This is a genomic window from Deinococcus metallilatus, assembly GCF_004758605.1.
In the GTDB taxonomy this organism is placed as follows: Bacteria; Deinococcota; Deinococci; order Deinococcales; family Deinococcaceae; genus Deinococcus; species Deinococcus metallilatus.
Window position 1 is genome coordinate 461037 of sequence record NZ_CP038510.1, and the last position, 18964, is coordinate 480000.

The following is an 18964-nucleotide window of genomic DNA, read 5'->3' on the forward strand; positions in this document are numbered from 1 at the left end:
GTCATATCGGCAACAGCAAAGTCTGAAGTTGTGTTGCACGGTGGACGCTGGATAAGGGGGAGATCAACATATTTAGACATTACTGGGAATTCATTTTCAGGCGAAATTAAAGGTGCCCCTTTCGAAAAGGGGCTTCTTCCCCTTTCGTAGGAGAGAGAAGCGCTTTCAAAGTGTGGAAGATTTGCTCGGCCAGTTCCTCGGGTGTCAGACCAAGGGTGGGTGCCAGCTCGGCAACAAGGGCGGGAATGGCCCTGGGGTCCTGTGCTTGTCCCTCCAAACGAATGTGTGGACCGTCGGACTCTGTCAGCAACCGGTCCGCAGGAATCTGGGCGATGATGCGGCGTCCTGAAGCCGAGCGCATCATCGCTGGATTGACAGAAAAGGCGTGACCGGCGGACAGAATAGCGTCCACAAGACGAAGCGGCCCGGTGTACCAGTGAAAGACGGCCCGCTGCACCCCATGGGCGGACAGGCGGTCAAGCACCTCTGCCTCAGCACCGCGAGAATGAATGCTCATCAGGTGGGTCCGTCTGCCAAGGGCCTCCAGGACGAACTCAAAAGAAGCGCGCTGAAGCTCCAGAAAAGCCCGGCCATGTCCTGAGCCGTCCAGACCGACCTCGCCCACGTAGGACGTCATGGGGAGGGCCCGGAGAAACGCCGCCCGTTCCGCGGGGGTATGTTCAGTCGCGAGCAGGGGGTGAAGACCGACGGCGGGCCGGACGCGGCGGTACCGCCGAAAATGTGGGTGGCCCAGATGGAAATGACTGGGCAGGTTGGTTACCGCAAGGGTAGTGATGCCCAGCCGCTCCGTCTCTGCCAGGAGTCGCTCGGGCTGTGGGAAGAGGTCGACGTGGCAGTGGGCGTCCACCCACCGACTCATACTCCGGCGTTTCCCCGCACCTTCGGGTTGCCTTTGTCCTCGACCCAGGTGCGGAGCTCTCCCAGCGTCGTGTGCACGAGGCGGGCGTAGTCCTGGCGCTTTCCCACCTCCAGAGGGCCATTGGTAAACAACCGGTTTTCCAGCTCGTCCCGGTCTGGTGCGCGGCGGATCAGGTACAGAAGGGCGCGCGCATCATTTGCTCCTGACGACGTGCCGTCCAGGTCCACTTCCCCGTTTGCCAGGTCGAGGCCATACGCCTGACCCTCATCCCAGCCTGCCGTATGGAGGGCCGCTCGCCGGTATAAGCAGGGCATACACTGCCCACAATGTTTGATGCTGGGCGTTCGGCGCACCCAATGCCCCCGGCGGTTCGTTTTTGCGCAGGAATTGGTCAGGGCCACCACCTTCTTCAGCAGCGCCGCGTCCGAGCAGTTCCTGACCGCCTCCCCCTTGGTCTGGTCTTCCAGAGGATTAATCAGAGGGACGTCCAGGCCGAGGGTCTTCAGGAACTCCCGGTAAAGCTCCAGATAGTGCGGATGGGTGGTGCGGGTGCTGTTGGAACCGGTCCGGGTGGGGGTTAGGGGCATGTTCAGCGCGATGGTGCCGTTTTCCGGAATCAGCAGCGGCGTGCCGGCTCCCTGAACGTCCGACGCCCACACGCCGAGGGCTAGGAAGAGGAAAGAGCGGCTGCGCATGGTGCGCTCCCCCGCCTGACGGTCAAATCCAGCATGGACCTGCAACAGCTCTGAACGTCCCGAGAACGTGTCATTGATGTGCCCGTACACCTCCTCCTGATCCCGCTTCGTTCCGGAGGTCTGGGTGTCGGAGTGCCCCACCAACAACAGTTGGTCCTGGGTGCTCGCCAGGTGATTGATCACACCGATGGTGGAGTCCAACCCCCCAGAAAACAGGCTCACGACCTGCACCGGCTTGGGGGTTGGGACCTCACGGCGTGGGGCCCAGAGTTCAACCTTGCGCGGCGTGAAGGTAATGGACCAGCGGTCACCGCTGAGAAAAGACAGGCAGCGCTCCAAGGCGAAGCGCGCCGTCTCCCAGAGGGCCGGATCGGCGACCGGCATCTCGAAGGCCAGTTCCCGCGTCCAGCCATCCTCTGCCTGCTTGCGGGGTACCAGGCAATCCACGGCATACACCGTGGCGGCCAGGGCAAGCAGGTCGAGCGCCGCCTCATGGTGTTGAACCCCGTGGCGGCGGAGCGCCTGCGTGTCGAGACGGACCACCATGGGCTCAAGCCCAGGGGCATTCAGGGTGATTCGGGCGAACTCTCCCCGCTGGGGAGCCGCCTGTATGTGGAGCTCTACGTTCATCTTCAGGTCCTCGGTCCAGCGCGGCGTATGACGTCTGCGAAAAGCGCTTCCACCGCCCTAAGCCCCTCTTGAGAGTGCCATCCACCCGCGGGCTCAGCAGGAGGGGGCAAGTTAGACACCCTTTGCCACAACCCCTTTGAGGCCCCTATAAGCGCGGCCATGGCCTGATCGTGTCCGGTTCGCTCCGTCAGGTACTCGTACATGAACCGTTGCAACGCGTGTTCCAGACAGGCCGCAAAGAGGTCCCTCAGGCGTTCTCCAAGGGCAGCAGGGTCGAGGGCCGTCACCAGGTGCGCTTCATACGCCTCCACAGTGTCCTGGGCCTGCCCCACCTCCAAAATGTGCAGGAGAGCAAAGCGCGCATCCACCTCAGGCAGGGTGGACCCTTCTGGGCCGAGGCCATTGAGCAGCGCCAGCAACACGTCGCGCCGGGCAGGGTGTTGCCCCAAGTCTTTCCTGAAAGGTGCGGCCGCAGCAGCGAACCCAGACTGGTGGACTCCGTAGGCAAACAGGATCAAACGGCGCGCCGTTTCTAGCGCTGCGGCGTTGAAAGGGGGAAGCCGCACTGGGAGGTCTTGCGCGCTGCCTTGCCCTACGTTCTTGCCCGCTGAGGCGCTGATGAGGGCGTCCACAAAGCGGGCCACCAGCGCTTGCGCGTCGTCAGCGGTCACTGCGCTTCTGCGGGCAACTTTCGTAACCAATCGCTTGAGGGCCGTCCACTGGGGTGTAGCGGGGGCGTTATAGGGCTGTGAAGTTCCCATTCTTTCCGTGCCCCCGCGTTATTCCAGCCCGTAATCTATCGGGCCGCCGATCGTCAGGGGGACAGGTCCGGCTCCCGCGGAAGCGGTGGGGGCCGTCTCTGCCAGGGCAGAGGTCAGGCTGGCGAAAACCAGCAGGAACAGTAGCTTGAGGTGCAGTAGGCTTTTCATTCACAGGAATGTAGAAAGGGGTCTCTACTACGTCAGAAACAGCGACTCAGCACATAAAAAAGGCTTTCGATGAGGGACACTACCCGCAAGTCGTCTCCGATCTCTCCGGGCACCCCACCCTGTCTCCACACGAGCTGATGTGGCTCGGCATCAGCCTGCTGCGGTTGGGGGAACTGCACCGGGCGGAGCCTCTGCTGCTGCGCGCCCATCTGGCAGGCTTACCGGAGGCTTCGGTGGAGTACGGCAACGGCTTGAGGGCCCTCGGGCGGTTGAGCGAGGCCGAGGCTCACTTTCAACGGATTCTTTCCGCTCTCTCCGGAGAGCTGGCGCTCCGTGCCCAGCGCTGGATGGGGGTGACTGCTTTTCAGCTGGGACGGGTGGAACAGGGCCTTGAGCAGGTGGAGCAGGCTTGGCACGGCTACCTGGCCGCAGGTTATGAGCGCACAGCGGCCAACGTGATGCAGACCTTGGCGCGCATGTACCAGCAACTCAACCGGGGTGAGCGGGCGACGCGGCTCTACCAGCAGGCCTTGCAACAGCTTCCGGCTGGCCCTAACGTCCTGCCCCGGCTGTCTGCACTTCAGGGCCTGCTCGACTTGCAGATTCTGCTGGGGCAGGTGCGGGAAGCCCGGGCCACCTGGGAGGAAGCCCGCACCCTGCTCACCCAAACGACCTCTACACGGGCACGGGCCATGCTGATGGGCAGTGAAGCGAACCTCGCCTGGACGACGGGCGATTTCCCCCACTACGAAGCCCTCCTGGAGGAGCTGTGGCCCCTCAGCCTGAGCGTTGGGGACAGCCAGTTGCGGCTGTGGACGGGCTTGCGCCTGGCAGACCAGCGCAGCCGTGCGGGGCTGCACGCGGCAGCGCTCGAACTGCTGGCTGCGGCCCGTCCCGAAGGCGGAACGGGAGACCCGGCCCTGCCGCTCGCGCGAGGCGTGCTGGCGCGGCGTCGGGGAGACCTGACCGAAGCCGGGCGGCAACTGTCGGAGGCCGTTCAGGGGTATTCGGGGCGTCAGCAACCGGCGGAGACCACGCGCGCCCTGCTCCACCTTGCCTACGCCCAGTACCTGGGGGGAGACCTGATTGGCTCTTTCGCTACCCTTCGTCAGGCCTTGGATGGGTACCTGACCCTTCCCATCAAGGCTGGGTTTCGCCGGGAGTGGGAGGAGATGCCGGCCCTGCTGACCGCCGCTGCCCTGGAACCTGCGCTGGCTCCCCTTCTCCCTGGGCTCCTGGGTGCCCGCGCTTCCGGACGGGAAGTGATCCGGATTACCACCCTGGGCCTCGCTGAGGTTCGGCGGGGACATAAGCTTTTGCCTTCTCTCAAAGCCCGCCACGTTGCTGTGCTGGTCTACCTCCTGTTACGGCCGGGGCATAGCAGGACGCAGATTGAGGCTGCGCTCTACCCTGACCTGCCTCCTTACCGCGCCCGGAATGTGGTGAACGGGGTGCTGCAAGAGCTTCGGACCAGCCTGGGTGAGGACGTCTTTTCATTGAACGGTTCCTATCACGCGCCGACCTACACCGTGAATGAGGCCCTCCCCGTCACGCTGGATTTCTTGGCCCTGCGCGCGGCGGCTGAAAAAGCGCAGCTGGAAGAGGTGCTGCTGATTTACTCCGGAGGGTTTTTGGCTGAACTGGAGGGCGGAGACTGGCTGGAGGCCCGCCGTGCAGAAGCTTTGGAGGTCTTCCGCGCGCTTATGGCTTCTTCGGTGAAACGGGCGGTGGGCGATTGGCCCAGGGTGCTCCTCCTCGCCCAGGAATGGACAGCGCGCGACCCGGAGGACCGCCGGCCTTACCTCGCCCGCCTTCAAGCCGCACAGGGCCTGCGTGATCCTATCCTCGTGGCACAAGCTGAAGCGGCCCTCCGCGAATTTGACGGCTTCTAGATTTGCCTCAGCCACACCGCACTGATGAGAGGGCCGCCTCGTGCTCCTAACGGGACCCACCCTTCTCCTTCGCCGGCGACAACAGGCACCTCCTGTACTTCATGCCTCTGGGACGAAGCGGGGGAGGGGCCACTGGACAATGCGAAGTCGTCACAACGTCGGAGAAGAAACCAGGCCGATTGCGTCATTTCTCTGCTTGACGCTTCAGGCGGCCACCACCCTCTGGGTCAAACTTCACTGCGAAATGGGGGCAGCAACCGCCTCCTTAGTCGCGCTCGCCGTCTTTCCGCACGACGGACATCACTCATTCGGCAAGGGCTGACAAGGGCAGGTCAGTCCTCTGTCTCCGCGGTTCTGGCAACTTAACCGAGCAAGGCCGGGGTTGTTCAGCAGGCGGCTTGATTCTCAAGCCGCCTGCTGTATCGCTTCTCTCCAGAGGAGCAGTGCTTCGGTTTGGTTGCTTCGTCTGAGGGCAGCGGGGATGGTCGTTCGGGTCTGGCGGTGAAGGTTCGAAACTCGGGCGTGGAGCGCAAGGAATTCCTGTGTTCGTCGCCGTCTTTTAAAGCCGAGCTGGCCCCGTTCTTGCTGTCTTGTTTGTCGATGTGACTGTTCCACGAGATTGTTGCAGCGAGCAGCGGCGACGACCTGAACGTGCTCCACACTGTGGAGCACGGGAAGTTCTCGCAGCGCTGCCCCATAGCTCCACAACTTGTCGGTGTGAATGACCTCCGGCACAGCGTATTCCCCCAACAGGCGCGCGAAAAAGGATTTCGCGGCCTCGGTATCGCGGTGTTCTTGAAGCAACACCTCCAGCACGTCCCCACGTTCGTCAATCGCCCCCCATAACCAGTGCTTGACCCCACCAACCCTGACACAGACCTCGTCCAGATGCCACCGAGAACCCCGGCGGGGTTCTCGGTGGCGCAGTTCCTCGGTGAGGAGTGGCGCGAATTTAATGTTCCACTGACGCAAGGTTTCGTGGCTGACCTGAATACCACGCTCGTGGAGCAGCTCCTGCACATCACGTTGGCTGAGGGGGAAGCGGTGATACAGCCGCAAGGCGTAGCCGATGACGCTCAGGGGAAAACGATGGCGGTAGGGCTTCCGGTCAGTCACAGTTCACCAGCCTACTGGCATTAAGTTGCCAGAACCCTCGTGGAACAGTCACATCGACAAACAAGACAGCAAGAACGGGGCCAGCTCGGCTTTAAAAGACGGCGACGAACACAGGAATTCCTTGCGCTCCACGCCCGAGTTTCGAACCTTCACCGCCAGACCCGAACGACCATCCCCGCTGCCCTCAGACGAAGCAACCAAACCGAAGCACTGCTCCTCTGGAGAGAAGCGATACAGCAGGCGGCTTGAGAATCAAGCCGCCTGCTGAACAACCCCGGCCTTGCTCGGTTAAGTTGCCAGAACCTGCTGGGGTGACCTGCACGTTGCACCAACTCCGACATAGCCATGCGACGGAACTGGTGAACGGCGGCGTGAGCCTGGCGACGATCCGGAAACGGCTGGGGCACCAACACATCCAGACCACCCTGCGCTACGCGGAAGTCAGCGATCAGACGGCGGATGCTGAAGTTCGTCAGTGGCGGCGTCAGCGCACTTCCTCCTTCTGAAGGCGAAGTCGGGAAGGGACGTCCCTTCCCGACTCCTACGGCACCAGGCCGCGCCTAACGGGTTCAGGAGCAGGTCTGAATCTTGGGCACGACCAGAGAGGCCTTCTTCAGGACCGCGTTGTCGGCCCCCAGCATCTCGTAGGACACCGAAATGTTGTCCCCTTGCGGGAGGTCCCGGCAGGAGTTGGACGTTTCCCAGAAGTAGACTGTTCCCAGTTGCTCTCCCTTGGCCGTCCCCTCCAGCGTCGAATTTCCCACCAGAAAGTGCACCCGTTTCACCTGGCCGGACAGCTCGCTGGGAACATAGTCCGAGATGATAGCGACGGTCTTGACTCCCTTCAGTTCACTCGTGTAGGCAGCGGTTCTGAAATCAATAGTTCCAATATAGAAGCCTGGCGCTGAGGGCAGAGAACAGGAACCGAGAAGAAAGATTGTGCCCAGCGACAGCGCAGTGGGAAGAAATTTCATACTACCTCCTGAAGATCGGCCTTAAAGATGGTCAGCAACTGGACACCGGATGGCAGGTTTCAGGCGGCTCAGGCACTTCAGGTGGAGGAGGTGGCGGTGTATAGTCGCGCGCCAGCTTCACTGCCTCATAAACATTGATAAGTCCCGCCCCGTTCACATTGCCGTCCGAAGTATTTTTCCTTGCCGTCTGACTGAAGATATTCAGAATATCCTGCTTGGTGAGGCTGGGTTTCACCTGCTTCATCAAAGCGATGGCCCCAGCGACAAATGGGGTTGCTGCCGATGTCCCCGCAAAGAGCTCGGTCGCGTCATAAGTTTGACAGAAATCAACAGTGTAACAGTTTGAGTGAAGTTTATTGCTGGGTGCGATACGAATGGGTTCAAACCAATCGTTTGCTCCAGCTGGACCCCAGATACCCACCACGGGACCGTAGTTGGAGTATGAAGCCCGAGTGTTGCTGGAAGTGGTCGCGCCTACCGCAATGACAGAGGACCAGACCGCAGGAACTGGATAGGTCTGCCAGGGCCAGCGGGCGAAGTCGAAGTACCGCCCGTCGTTCCCCATCGCTGCGACGTTGATCACGCCGCGTGCCGCAGCCCGGTCCAGGGCTGCCCCCAGATAGGTGTTGGGGATACCCACACCACCCGGTGTATTCGCAGAAAAGGACATGGAGATCACGCTGGCTCCCCAGGCCACGGCGGTATCTACCGCGCGCCCGGCGTCATAGTAGCTCATGGCATTTCCGATGCCCCGACCCACCCGGAACAGCATCGGCGTCGCATCCGGCGCGACGCCTGTTTCGCCATAGTGGTTGTTCTGGGCACCGAAGGCAATCGCCGCTGTGCCGTGGCCATGCCAGGTGGTGCCGTTCGGATCCGGATCACCGCCAGCGTCAGAGGTGACATCGTAGTCGTTCTGTGCAAAGTCGTACTGCATCACGCCCCGACGGGCACCGATCCCGTTCAAGGGGTCACTGTTGATGATGTCCGGGTCGTTGGGCGTGAAGCCGATGTCGATAATCGCAATCCCGACGCCCTGTCCGGAGATGCCCAATTCCTCCCAGGCCCGGATGACGTTCCCCGCTCCCGCCTGGAGCCACCAGTTGTTCACTGGCTGACGAAACACCGAGGGATAAATCTGATGTTCCAGGGCCAACCCGCTGGCCTGCGGTTTCAGCGCCAGGTTGAGTTCAGCTTTCACCCCGTCCGTGTGCGCGTAGTCCAGGGCCAGCGCGTAGAGGTTCGCGGTTTCCTGATCGGAATCCGAATGTCTCCCTGCATGCCCTGGGCGGCGAGTTCCTGGGCGAGTTCTTCCAGGCTGACCATTGGGGCTTTCACCCGGACCAGTCGCCATTGACGGTCAGGAACCACCCTTGTCTTGAGTGAGGCAGACGGCGGGGCAGGCAGGGCGCCGTCGTGAACGACGACGCCGTTGTACTTGGTCAGGAACGACTGGAAAGCCGCCTCATCGGTGACGCGAACCACCAGCTCCTGTTCAAAGAATTCCATGCTGCCGGACGGGAATTGAACCTCTGTGACCTCGGGGGAGGTCGTGCCAGTGCTTTGCGGTGCCAGGCGCTCGGCCTTCAGGACGGGGACGATGCTGACGGTGACTTTCCCTTTCCCCGAGGTGGCCTGGACCCCCTGGGGGGTCTGAGGCTGACCACAAGCGGAGAGCAGGGCCGTGAGGACCGTGATGACGGTGAGGGGGGTTCTTCTCCTCATGAGGATGTCCTTTCGAGGGGGAGCTGCGAGGGAACCTGTTCCGTGGGAGCCGCCGGGGGCGGCGGCTTGGGCAGCGGTGCGCGGATCGGCGTGATGAGGGGTGGACCGGAGCCGTCGTTGGGGTCGGCGTGGGCGATTCCGGCGCACAGCAGGACGAGGGCGCAAAGCAGTCGTTTCAAGAAAGCCTCCTGAATGGAGGCTAAGAAACGTGCGGTTTGCACCCGTGTTGCAGTTGGAGGCCCTCACTGCAAACCGGTTTGCAGTGAGGCTGCGCTTGCCGAGACGGGCCACCGCTCCAAGGAGGGCAGCGTAGAAGTTGTCCCGTCCTGCACGGCGTTCAGCTCTGGGGATTTCCTGCAATACGGCTGTAAACCGCACGTTCAATAAGCTATGGCCAGCAAGGAGGTGACCGTTTGATAAACAAGGTTGTAGAATGAGACGCCTTTAGATAATTGTATTAGTTAAATTACGAAACTTGCGTAAGAAGGATGTCTTCTATGTAGCATTACTGGCTTTAGTACACTGGCAAGAGCAAACAACAAGAGTAAAACGCAGTTCGACAGAACTTACCTCATTAGCTATATAGGGAGTAGTATGAGTAAAAACAAGATCGCCCTCCTAAATTGTATACTGATGAGTAGTCTTTTGTTGGGATCATGTGGTCAATCGAATAGCCAGCTAACAGATGAGCAAAAAGAGTATGCTTCTCTGTATAATGAAAATAGTGTCAGGGTAACTAATCCTCTTAAAGAAATTCCTGAAGACAGGGCCGTGGGGATGGTGTTCACACGCTTGGTGTCAGCAGATGAGATAAAGGCAGCCGTCGACAGTCAGAAACACCGTCTCATAGGCTTTGGTTACTACTCACATACCTTTGGCGGTTATTATAGCCCAGCAGGCCCAATACCATTCGAAGCTGGATATGCTGAATTTCGGAATCGGCTGTCATCCATTGCAGATGACGTCAATAACGGCTCAAAACAGTTCTTCCAAAGCGCTTAGAATCAGCTCACCCGCGCCAACTTGGAGCAAAGCCCTGATCTTCGGGCATCCATTGCAAGTCGTCTAGAGAATATTGACCTAAGCAAGCAATTCGTTATGGATCTTGAAGAAGACGGGAAACTAATCTATGGATTGGTTCTCAGTGCAGATCGCGGAGTAATCGAACAAGTCGCGGCAAGGCTGCCGGTAGATGTATATTTGGGTATCAAACCGAGATCTCGCTGGTCACTGGCACGCCCCAACTTTGTGCAGGCACTTCGCGAGCAATCAGGCCAGGCGCTGGAGGTCCAGTCCGCTAGTACAAGCACCGATAAACTCATCAGTGAATTAGAAAGCACTTTTAAGAAGTGGAACTTGGACTGGAGGATCAGATGAAACCTATCTTGCGCCGCCTCTTTACTTGGTCAACATCTGCTCTGATTTTTATTGGCACCAGCCTTGCACTTGGCTATAACACAGCAAATGCCGCTACCTGGATTCCGCGCACTGGTTATGCAAAATATGTTGGCAGTGATGGTAACTTCCGAGCGGTGATAAGTCAGCAGTGGTCATCTGCCGATCTTGAAGTTTTAAAAAATAGCGGCTCGCGCTTCTATGAAGCAGATTTTTCTATGCCAAACGGGCAATCAGAAAGCCCCTTTTATGTTGATACTTGGGACGGACGTATGCCCTGCACTTCCACTACAACTTTCAATGTAGCTTACGATGATTGTCCTACGGCTGGAACTCTTGAAGAGAACAATTCCATTAACTATGGTTACGGTAACCAGGTTAGCTCCATCTACGCTAATACTGAGTATATTGGATGGCTCTACCTTAACCGTGATGGTGCGAGACAGGGGGGCTACTTCTCGGCCAACGTCTCCGTTCAGAGAGCAAGCTACAAATTCTCCACTTGCGGAACTCCAAACACTATTGACATATGGTGTATTTACTCCAATGCATCCACAAACGTGCTTATAGGTTGGCGTGTATACTTCAAGAGCGACAAATTTGAGTCGTGGACAGGATATTACGGTCTTTGAATAGTTAAACCGCTTGGCAATGGCCCTTTACAGAGGGCCATTGCCGCCAACTTGTCGCGCTGTGTTCTGTGGTCATCTCACATCTGAGGACGCAAGGTGCAGGCAGGTCAGCTATGGTGTTGGTATGACCACAGTGAGGGAGGCGGTGCTGGTCGGGGAGTACGGCCGGGGCCTGGAGCAGTACGACCGGCTCACCGAGCCAAAAGCAGAAGACCTGCGCTGGGCCGGGGTCTGTGCCTCTCAACAAGGCCAGGTCGTGCAGGCCCGCCAGCAGCTTGAGCAGGCCGCCCAGCGAGGTTGCCATGCCGCCCGCATCGACCTGGCCAGCTTGCATCGTGCCGCAGGTGAATTTGCTCGGGCGCTGTCTTCTCTCACGCTGATTCAGGATGCCCTTCCGCTCCTGCCCTTACTGGATCAGGCCCTGTGGCACCGCGAACGGGCCATCGTGGGCCATGAACTGGGAGAAGGCATGCAGACGGTGCTGCGGTTCTTCGAGCGGGCGTGGGAGACTGCCAGTGATGCCCCACTGGCCCTGCAGGCCTCGGTGGCGCATGCCTACGGCATGCACCTGACCCGCTTCGGAGAGGACCACCGGGCCTCGGCTTATCTGGAGTTCGCTGCGGAACACGGGCACACCGTACGTCGGGCTTATGCCATCGCCACACTCGCCGCCTGTGCGGTGTACCAGGGGGAAGGCGCTCAGGCGCGCGCCCTGCTTAGCAGTGTTCGGAAGGACAGCGCGGATGACCCCGTGTTGGAAGCCGTTCTGGCCTATCACGAAGGACAGCTTTTCCGGATCGAGGGAGCGTATGAGCAGGCAGTTTCTGCGTTTCAGAAAGCCGTGTCTTTGACGCAGACCGAGATGCGCCCCAGTATCGAGGTGCACGCCCGGCTCGGGTTGCTGGCTCTGGCCACTGAGCGCGGGGATGAGGTGTTGGCGCGAACTGCGCTCGTCCGGGCCAGACGGCTGGTCAGGGCACCGCGCGACGAGGCGTTCCTGAAGTGGCGGGAGGGAAGTTGGCGAGCCTCTCAGGGGGATCGGGGAGGGTTGGGCCTGCTGGAGGAGGCGGTGAGCTTCTTTCAGGATCGGGAACTGATACGGGAAGCTCTCTGGTCAAGGCTCCATCTGGCCGAGGCCCAGGAGCGGTTTGGACAGGGGGAAGCCTGTGCAGCTTCGCTCAGCGAAGCTGCCGATCTGGTCGCCGCCTTCGAGACGCCGCCGACAGTGGTGGCCGAACTTCGCCTGACGCCACGAGTCACTGCACGTCTGGAGAGCCTCCCGCCTGGAGCCTATGAGCGCCTCCACCTGCTGAAGGAAGATGCTCAAAATCTCCGACAGGTGAACCTCAAGACCCTGGGTGGCGCGGAGGTGCTGCTCGATGGGCAGAGCATTCGTCTGCGGCTAAAACGGGTGGTGGAGGTGCTGGCCTACCTGCTGAAGAGTGGGGGAGCGAGCCTGGCGGAGGTGCAACGTGACCTCTTCCCAGAGGTGAGGCCCGCGCAGGCCAAGGGCTATTTCCATCAGATCCGGCTGCACATCAAGGAACGGATTCCTGGGCTGAGCGTCCCGTTTGATGAAGCGCATGGAACCTGGGGTCCGACTAGAGTTGGAACGGAAACTGGCGCTTAGTGTCGAGACGTTGGGGTGACAGCGAAAGGGCTATAGCTGTCCCGCTTACTGTCTATCCCCCAACGGGGGTACGACGTTCCAGGCAGATGAGGAGGTCTTCAGACTCGGCTCATGATATGGCTGAGGGACTGGATCTCGGAGGTGCCTGTGCATCGTAGGAAACTTGCCCCATCATTGACCGCCGTCCTTTCCCTTCTCATTCTGTTCGGGTGTGCGCGCCAGGAAACCGCTGGCCGCACCCCTACCGCTCCGCCCACCACCCAGCCGCAACCCTCGCTGGTGAAGGTTGCTCTGCGTGTGCAAGACGCCACCCTGAGTCGGGGTACCTACCTCACCGTTCCCATCGAGCTTCAGGCCCAAGGCGGTTCGATCAATGCCGCCGAACTGCAATTGGACTTCGACGCCTCGCGGGTGAAGCTCGTGGGCGTCCTACCCGACGAGACGGCTCTGGTCCACCTGAACCAGACCGACGACCTGACACCCAGCGTGACCGTCCTGCGCTCCCAGCCAGGGACCACCCAGGTGGTGCGGGCCGTGTTTCAACTGCTCACCGATCAGCCCGCGCGCATCGGGGTGCAGCTCTCACAGGCGGTTGACGGCCAGAACCAGCTTGTCTCCGTCACTGCGCAAACAGCCCTCACCCTGAACGCTGGGGAAGGTGGAACAGCTACTGCCCCGGACACGGTGTCACTGGAGCGTCAAGTCCAAGACGCCCTCCAGGCCCGAGGTCTCCTCGATCCCCAGACCCTCAACACCCCTTCTCTCCTGGTACCCACCACCCTTGATCCCACCTGGGCGGCCTTTGAGGCGGGCGACCTGGACCAGAGTGGCAGCGTGAACCTGGCCGACAGCGCCCTGCTGTCCCGGTTTCTCCTCGCCCAGCAGGTACCCACGTCCTACCAGGCCTACGCGGCCGACCTGATCGACGTCCCCACCAAGGGTGTGCAGACCGTGGACGCCGCCGACCTGGGCGCTCTGCTGGTCAAGACCGTGCTGATTGCTGCCAAACGAACGGCCAGTCTCCCCACGGTTCACCCGCTCGCCGTCAACGCAAATGCCACGCAATCTGGCTTGATCCTGGCGGGGAACGCCCTGAACGGCCCGCAGCCCATCAGCGTGAGTGCAGACCAGCCGTGGCTCAAGGTGCAACGGCAGAGCGGCTCCAACGGTGCAAGCACAGCAGCGTTCACCGTGACCGCCGATGCACCCCAGGGCAGCACCGGAACGATAACGCTGACCTTTCCCAACAACATCAAGCGGACGGTCCAGGTCAAAGCCCTCGCACCCGCGCCCAACCCTAACCAGATTGTCGGAACCTATACCGCAGAACTTCAAAGCGGCTTCCAGGGTCTGACCTTCACCAAAAACGGTACCTCGGTGCTGGAACTCACCGCAGCCAACCCGAGCTGGAATGCCGCCAGCCATGTCTTCAGCAGCGACGTCACCATCAAGAATACCGGCACGACGCCCTTGCCAGGGGTGAAGGCAATCCTGCGCGAGCCGCGTCCTGACAGCCTGCGGGCGGTCAACCCCAGTGGGTATGCCAGCGATGACGCCCCCTTTATCGAGTACGGCGCGCTGGCGCCTGGTCAAAGCCAAACGCTGCCCTGGCGGGTGTACAGCCCGGCCGATCAGACGGGTACCCTGCGGGTGGACCTCACCAGTGTCGCGGGCAAGCTCGGCCTGACGACGGCGGCACCGGCAAGCTTCAGCCGGGACGCGGAAACCATCGTCACGGTGCAGGGCAGCGACATTCGCGCCGAGACGGCGTTCTTCATTGAATCGACCAAGTTGCAGGTGCGGAGTTGGAAGGAGAACAGCGCCGAACTGGTCGTCCCTGCCGGGTTTCCGCCATCCACCTACGGCATCATGGCGGTCAACCCGAACGGTGAGCGGGCCGTGCTGTATCCAGCGTTTACGGTGACTCCTGGCCGCCCTCCGGTGCCGCAGGACCCCAAGGCCCATGCCCGCTCCTTTGTCGACGGCTTCGTACTGGACATCACGACCAAAAAGCCGATTGCGGGAGCTGTGGTTGGCCTACCTGGCCTGACCACCAAGACCGCGAGCAACGGGTACTTCCTGCTGCGCGGGGTGCCGCAGGGGCGCCAGACCATCGAGATCAACGCGCCCGGATACGAACGCATCTTCCGGTTCGCTGAAGTCAAGGGTGAGCAACAGACCGTGACGGTCAAACTTGCCGAGCTTCAGCCGAAGCATGAGGCAGTCACCATGATCGGGCCGGAAGGGGGCGTGCATTACGCCAACGACGGCAGCTTCCTCAAGGTTCCCGCTGGGGCGCTTGACCAGAATGTGCCGATTGAATTCACTCAGCTCACTGGGGCGAACGCGCTCCCCGAACTGCCCCAGGATGGGTACTTTCTGGCCTTCGCCCGCCTGGGTCCGGTCGGCCTGACCTTCAAGAAGCCCGCGACGCTCTTCCTGCCGCTGCAACCGGGTATCAGCATTCCCGATGGCACTCCCATTCGGATCTCCTACTTCGACGAACGCGAGGGGCGATGGGTCCAGGACATCACCAGCGGTGTGATCACTACCGTGGACGGGCGACAGTTTCTGGAGTACGAAATCAATCACTTCACCTGGATCGGAGGTCAGTTCTTTCCTGATCCCGTCGAGGGCTGCGTGGTCGATCAGTCCGGGAATCCCCTGGCGGGCGTGGTCACGAACTGGGGTGTCACAGACGAGGCAGGCAAGTTCCATGGAACCACGACGCAATCTCAATCTGGCCGGGACTTGTACGCCTATGCCGCCGATCCACAGTACGTCAGCGGCAGCGTCAGGCAATATTACGGCGGGCCTGGGACCGTTAAGTTTCCCTGCCTGACCGTTCAGGTGCGCGAGCCCTGGCTCTACCCCCCCACCGTACTCCGAGACAATTCCGATTGCAGCGTGGCGACAATGCGGTCGTCAGCCAATCCAACATCCCTTGTTGCAGCTCGTACGCCGTCCACCACCCTTAACGCCTCCACCAGTGGGAACAGTTTCCTCGTAACAACGACAAAGACATTCAAGGGTATCTCGGCAAGTGTAGATGATGTAGCAGGACAAGGCATTGACCCATCCACCGTTCTGCTAACCAGTAATGGGAAGGATCTGGTAAAAGATGTAGAGATTAAGCTCGACGAACATGGTGAACTCACTATGGTAGTCACACCGGAACTTCTGGATGGGAGCAGCACACAGTCTGTCACTTTCTCGGCTCGGAATAAATACGGAAAATCTAGCAGCGTTATCCAAAATATCAAAATCGTTGACCATTTGGAGGTGGAGGAGCCTACAATTGTACTATTACCCGATTCAGATATCCCTAGCGAAATTCAGACACCGTATCAGATAGACGGCAGCGGCGGTAGAGTAATCCTTGCTCGAGAGAGTGATGCCTTCCTCCAGAATGGTAGCCCAGTTATCAGCGCAAAGGTAAAAGTAAAAGCAGTAGACAAATCAGGGGTGCTCGTCGGTCTTAACAATAACTATGCGATGTTCAAGGATCTGAACAGTCACGGCCCCTTTGTTAATGGCGAGGCTGAGGTGAATGTTAATCTGCCGACCAATGCCAGTGCCGACCTGAGCCATGTGACTATAAGTGAATATGGCTACAGCGACTCCTCTGGAGCGATGAGCGTAAAACCAAATGTTATCGGCATCTCTTGTGGCGTAGAACTGTTGGCATTCAGCAAATCAGGTCAAGCCGCGAAGTCAAACATTTTTGACAGGTTTTACGCCAATAAATACGGCAAACTCATCACCGATTGGATCGCTGGTATCGCTAGCAAAGAGGCGTGTGCTGGCAGCTTCTGCTTTACTGTTGAGGATGCGGTCACCGTTGGTTGGAGCCTCCTACCCTGGGTTGGTGACGTGAGCACCCTCGCTCAGGAAGCAACCAACAAACTCCTGGGCAAAGGGATGGACCCTGTTGCCTCTGTGCTGGCGGGGCTAAGTCTAGCCGCCGATTTTAGCGAAGTTGGGCTTGGACTGGGCACAGTTGGTAGTGGATTAATTGGCGTTTACAAAATCAGTAAATTATCAGGCAAAGGCTTCATAGCAGACCTCATCAAGGACGCCATTAATAGAGGACCGGGTCTTAAAGACCCCATACGAGCTTTACAGCTTTTAAAGGATGAATTGTCCTTTATAGTCGATATTGGCATTAAGGGTGGGACTAACAAGATTCGGGAATTGGACTCTATTTTCGGCGGTCTTAATGGCTTGGGTATGACACTTAAGGATGCTGGAAGCCTCATAAGATCATCGAATGACAGTCTGACAAGGTATGGATTCGACAATCTGGATTTTCTAAGCAAACTAGAGGGAATATCTCACGTGCCAGGCGTAGATGAAGTCATGCGCCGTATAGCATCAGCCCAACAGGCAAGCAACGTTACGGGCGCACTGAAGGAAATAAATGTAGCCAGCGCACTTGAAGGCAAAGGATTGGGTGTTCTAGAGATGGGCAAGGATGTTCCAATAGTGTACAAGGGTGCTGCCCGCACAGCCGACGTAGATATCATTACCGGTCGCCCGCTCACCTACTGGGACACCAAGTCGAGCTTAAATAAGGCTATGACACCGGGAACAAAGACCACCAACGACTTTATCGACCAGGTTGAGAGGTTCTCGCTCGCTGCCGCAAGCAACGGAGCCAAAGCCGTGTACTATGTGGATGATGCATCAAAGCTTTCCGCACCCGTAGCTTCCTACTTGAGGTCGAAGGGTATAGACGTCGTAGATGCAAGCGGTACCCTGCTTAACCCGTGAGGGATCATGAAAATTACCTCTGTCTTCGACATTTCTCGGCTTTCCGCTAACATAGCGACATGTTTAAGCCTGCTTTCCCATTCAATTAGAATAACGATTAATGGGGCCAATTGGGATGGTCATGTAAAAGTAAATGTGAGGGACTCAGTAATAGACTTCATTGACATTAGTGAGGAATCATATTGGGTAGAGATAGATTTTGCCAACCAAGGACTCTATTTCCCCAATTATGAGATTCAAAACGTCCTGCTCGCCGCCGTGTTTTATCCGGAACAGGACTCAGTATATAAAAACAAGCGTCCAGAAGTTATGAGCATTATGAAATCTGTTTTCAGATGCCTACAACCTCTAATTGTTGCACAGGATGACAGCAACATAATACCCAAGCTGCTCAAGTACAACGTCTCAGAGACCTTAGATACTTCATTCCTTATAATAGATACCAGACTATTGCCTTCTTCGGAAATGGAAGTACTATTAGAAAACCCTGACCTCTACAGCGTAGAGTGGCTAACCGACCACATCGTCTGGATTAATGGTCCTCTAGGTCTTGGGGATGAAACGTTCCATTTAACTGAGGAGCCATACAGGATACATAAAGATAAGGGAGGGTTACTCTCGTCAAGTCAAGCATTCAACGATTTACAGCAAGCTAGGGATAAACATCAGAAAGCTCTATCCCTGATTCTTAACTCAATAGACTGGGGTTATATTCGAAAGATTAATTCATAATCCATAAGCCAATAGGGGGCTTATGGCTTGATAGCCATAAGCCCTTCGTGCAGCATAAGGAGAGATTATCGGTGAATGGTAGAACGAAGCTGAGTCTTCATTAATTTGACCTATAGGAAGAGATGCACATAGCCGAAAGGAACGAGAGGGTCTGCTGAGAGATGAAGCTGAAACAAAAAATTCCAATATTGATACTGCTCCTGGGCCTGCTTTGCCTAACGATCAACCTCACCCGTATCCAACCCACCGCTCGTGTTGAGGCCCTCCCCAATGCTGCTTTGCAGTCCTCGGGCTTAGAGCGCGGGTCGGGCGGCGGGGTGCGTTCAGTGAAGAGTGCCAGCCCATTCGCTCCCAGTGAAGCCAGCACCCTCCAAGGCGTAGCGTTTCACACTGGTGCGTACCCTCCATCCGGCACCTGCGGTCGGTGTCATGTCAGCATCCACAGCAACTGGGAGTCAAGTTTGCACCGCTTGGCGGCCTCTGACCCCTGGTATCTCAAGGTCAAGGACCTGGTGGCCTTCGAGGAGGGGGAAGTCGCCGTGCGCCAGTGCGCGGGCTGTCACGCGCCGGTCGCCCTGATGACCGGCGAGGTGGGTCTGTATTCCCGTGAATCGGTCGGGAGTCTTGAAGGTGTCTCCTGCGTCTTCTGCCACACCCTCGACCGGGTGGAGGGTGGCAATGCCCGTTACCTCTCCGACCCCGGCCGTATCCGGCCTTACCCCGGTGGGGACTACCTGTCTGTACAGGAGATTGAAGCGGCAGCACACCTGGTGATGGCGGACCCGCAGCAGCACCGGGAGGACATGATGCGGCCCTTTTACCGCACCAGCGCCTTTTGTCAGGGTTGTCACGAATTGACCATGAACGGTGTCAGGCTCCAGTCCACCTTCAGTGAATGGGCGCAGTCCAGTTACGCCGAGCAGGGGGTGACCTGTCAGGGTTGCCATTTCACGCCAGGTGC

General features: G+C 58.7%; 17 protein-coding genes and 1 pseudogene (1 of these 18 running past the window's edge). 9 read left to right on the forward strand and 9 right to left on the reverse strand.

Going from position 1 to position 18964, the window contains the following annotated elements; all coding sequences use genetic code 11:
• Positions 1 to 106 precede the first annotated feature (106 nt).
• From E5F05_RS02045 to E5F05_RS21105, 4 genes are all read right to left on the reverse strand, one after another.
• On the reverse strand, positions 107 to 880 hold the full coding sequence (locus E5F05_RS02045) for a TatD family hydrolase (protein ID WP_146719813.1): 774 nt from the start codon (positions 878 to 880) through the stop codon (positions 107 to 109).
• Positions 877 to 2121 carry a Qat anti-phage system QueC-like protein QatC gene (gene qatC / locus E5F05_RS02050; protein WP_146719814.1) on the reverse strand — a complete coding sequence of 415 codons (1245 nt, stop codon included), beginning with the start codon at positions 2119 to 2121 and terminating at the stop codon, positions 877 to 879. Before qatC ends, E5F05_RS02045 begins: the two co-directional genes overlap by 4 nt.
• An 86-nt stretch (positions 2122 to 2207) precedes the next feature.
• The gene (locus E5F05_RS02055; RefSeq protein ID WP_146719815.1) at positions 2208 to 2876 is read right to left on the reverse strand and encodes a hypothetical protein; all 669 of its coding nucleotides are present in this window, start codon (positions 2874 to 2876) and stop codon (positions 2208 to 2210) included.
• 108 nt (positions 2877 to 2984) lie between these two features.
• On the reverse strand, positions 2985 to 3134 hold the full coding sequence (locus E5F05_RS21105) for a hypothetical protein (protein WP_184117652.1): 150 nt from the start codon (positions 3132 to 3134) through the stop codon (positions 2985 to 2987).
• A 137-nt stretch (positions 3135 to 3271) separates the two neighbouring features.
• Here E5F05_RS21105 and E5F05_RS02060 point away from each other — a divergent pair, with 137 nt between their 5' ends.
• A complete protein-coding gene (locus tag E5F05_RS02060; RefSeq protein ID WP_146719816.1) occupies positions 3272 to 5026 on the forward strand; it encodes an AfsR/SARP family transcriptional regulator in 1755 nt (584 codons plus the stop codon).
• A gap of 405 nt (positions 5027 to 5431) precedes the next feature.
• On the opposite strand, the gene E5F05_RS02065 is transcribed toward E5F05_RS02060, so the two are convergent.
• Entirely contained in the window at positions 5432 to 6142 is a 711-nt protein-coding gene (locus E5F05_RS02065; RefSeq protein ID WP_146719817.1) for an IS6 family transposase, read from the reverse strand.
• Between the two features lie 36 nt (positions 6143 to 6178).
• Here E5F05_RS02065 and E5F05_RS02070 point away from each other — a divergent pair.
• A pseudogene (locus E5F05_RS02070) lies at positions 6179 to 6391 on the forward strand (IS6 family transposase); the annotation flags it as partial.
• Between the two features lie 62 nt (positions 6392 to 6453).
• Positions 6454 to 6648: a tyrosine-type recombinase/integrase gene (locus tag E5F05_RS02075; RefSeq protein ID WP_244944443.1), complete on the forward strand. Its 195-nt coding sequence runs from the start codon at positions 6454 to 6456 to the stop codon at positions 6646 to 6648.
• Between the two features lie 63 nt (positions 6649 to 6711).
• Here the strand turns inward: E5F05_RS02075 and E5F05_RS02080 are convergent, their stop codons facing one another.
• The 4 genes from E5F05_RS02080 to E5F05_RS02090 form a co-directional block, all read right to left on the reverse strand.
• The gene (locus E5F05_RS02080; RefSeq protein ID WP_146719818.1) at positions 6712 to 7116 is read right to left on the reverse strand and encodes a hypothetical protein; all 405 of its coding nucleotides are present in this window, start codon (positions 7114 to 7116) and stop codon (positions 6712 to 6714) included.
• Positions 7117 to 7147: 31 nt separating this feature from the next.
• Positions 7148 to 8317 carry a S8 family peptidase gene (locus tag E5F05_RS02085; protein ID WP_184117651.1) on the reverse strand — a complete coding sequence of 390 codons (1170 nt, stop codon included), beginning with the start codon at positions 8315 to 8317 and terminating at the stop codon, positions 7148 to 7150.
• Complete coding sequence (locus E5F05_RS21110) at positions 8314 to 8625, reverse strand: hypothetical protein (protein WP_186805496.1); 312 nt, start codon at positions 8623 to 8625, stop codon at positions 8314 to 8316. The genes E5F05_RS02085 and E5F05_RS21110 overlap by 4 nt, the downstream gene beginning before the upstream one ends.
• A 212-nt stretch (positions 8626 to 8837) precedes the next feature.
• Positions 8838 to 9020 (reverse strand): hypothetical protein, encoded by a 183-nt coding sequence (locus E5F05_RS02090; protein ID WP_146719820.1) that lies wholly within the window; start codon positions 9018 to 9020, stop codon positions 8838 to 8840.
• Between the two features lie 415 nt (positions 9021 to 9435).
• Between E5F05_RS02090 and E5F05_RS02095 the strand changes: the two genes are divergently transcribed.
• The 6 genes from E5F05_RS02095 to E5F05_RS02120 form a co-directional block, all read left to right on the forward strand.
• Entirely contained in the window at positions 9436 to 9843 is a 408-nt protein-coding gene (locus tag E5F05_RS02095) for a hypothetical protein (RefSeq protein WP_146719821.1), read from the forward strand.
• Between the two features lie 371 nt (positions 9844 to 10214).
• Positions 10215 to 10868, forward strand: coding sequence for a hypothetical protein (locus E5F05_RS02100; RefSeq protein WP_146719822.1), 654 nt, complete (start codon positions 10215 to 10217; stop codon positions 10866 to 10868).
• A 256-nt stretch (positions 10869 to 11124) separates the two neighbouring features.
• On the forward strand, positions 11125 to 12498 hold the full coding sequence (locus E5F05_RS02105) for a hypothetical protein (RefSeq protein ID WP_184117649.1): 1374 nt from the start codon (positions 11125 to 11127) through the stop codon (positions 12496 to 12498).
• 174 nt (positions 12499 to 12672) lie between these two features.
• The gene (locus E5F05_RS02110; protein ID WP_184117648.1) at positions 12673 to 17271 is read left to right on the forward strand and encodes a carboxypeptidase-like regulatory domain-containing protein; all 4599 of its coding nucleotides are present in this window, start codon (positions 12673 to 12675) and stop codon (positions 17269 to 17271) included.
• A gap of 6 nt (positions 17272 to 17277) precedes the next feature.
• Positions 17278 to 18003, forward strand: a complete 726-nt coding sequence (locus E5F05_RS02115; RefSeq protein ID WP_146719825.1) for a hypothetical protein — start codon at positions 17278 to 17280, stop codon at positions 18001 to 18003.
• Between the two features lie 470 nt (positions 18004 to 18473).
• On the forward strand, positions 18474 to 18964 hold the beginning of the coding sequence (locus E5F05_RS02120; RefSeq protein ID WP_244944444.1) for a multiheme c-type cytochrome. Its footprint extends 595 nt past the window's final position; the window shows 491 of its 1086 coding nt (coding positions 1-491); its start codon is at positions 18474 to 18476; its stop codon lies off the right edge, out of view.

Coding starts and splice junctions, on each gene's coding strand:
- E5F05_RS02045 (WP_146719813.1), bottom strand. CDS start 880: ATGAGTCGGTGGGTGGACGCCCACTGCCACGTCGACCTCTTCCCACAG.
- E5F05_RS02080 (WP_146719818.1), bottom strand. CDS start 7,116: ATGAAATTTCTTCCCACTGCGCTGTCGCTGGGCACAATCTTTCTTCTC.
- E5F05_RS21110 (WP_186805496.1), bottom strand. CDS start 8,625: ATGGAATTCTTTGAACAGGAGCTGGTGGTTCGCGTCACCGATGAGGCG.
- E5F05_RS02100 (WP_146719822.1), top strand. CDS start 10,215: ATGAAACCTATCTTGCGCCGCCTCTTTACTTGGTCAACATCTGCTCTG.
- E5F05_RS02095 (WP_146719821.1), top strand. CDS start 9,436: ATGAGTAAAAACAAGATCGCCCTCCTAAATTGTATACTGATGAGTAGT.
- qatC (WP_146719814.1), bottom strand. CDS start 2,121: ATGGTGGTCCGTCTCGACACGCAGGCGCTCCGCCGCCACGGGGTTCAA.
- E5F05_RS21105 (WP_184117652.1), bottom strand. CDS start 3,134: ATGAAAAGCCTACTGCACCTCAAGCTACTGTTCCTGCTGGTTTTCGCC.
- E5F05_RS02115 (WP_146719825.1), top strand. CDS start 17,278: ATGAAAATTACCTCTGTCTTCGACATTTCTCGGCTTTCCGCTAACATA.
- E5F05_RS02060 (WP_146719816.1), top strand. CDS start 3,272: ATGTGGCTCGGCATCAGCCTGCTGCGGTTGGGGGAACTGCACCGGGCG.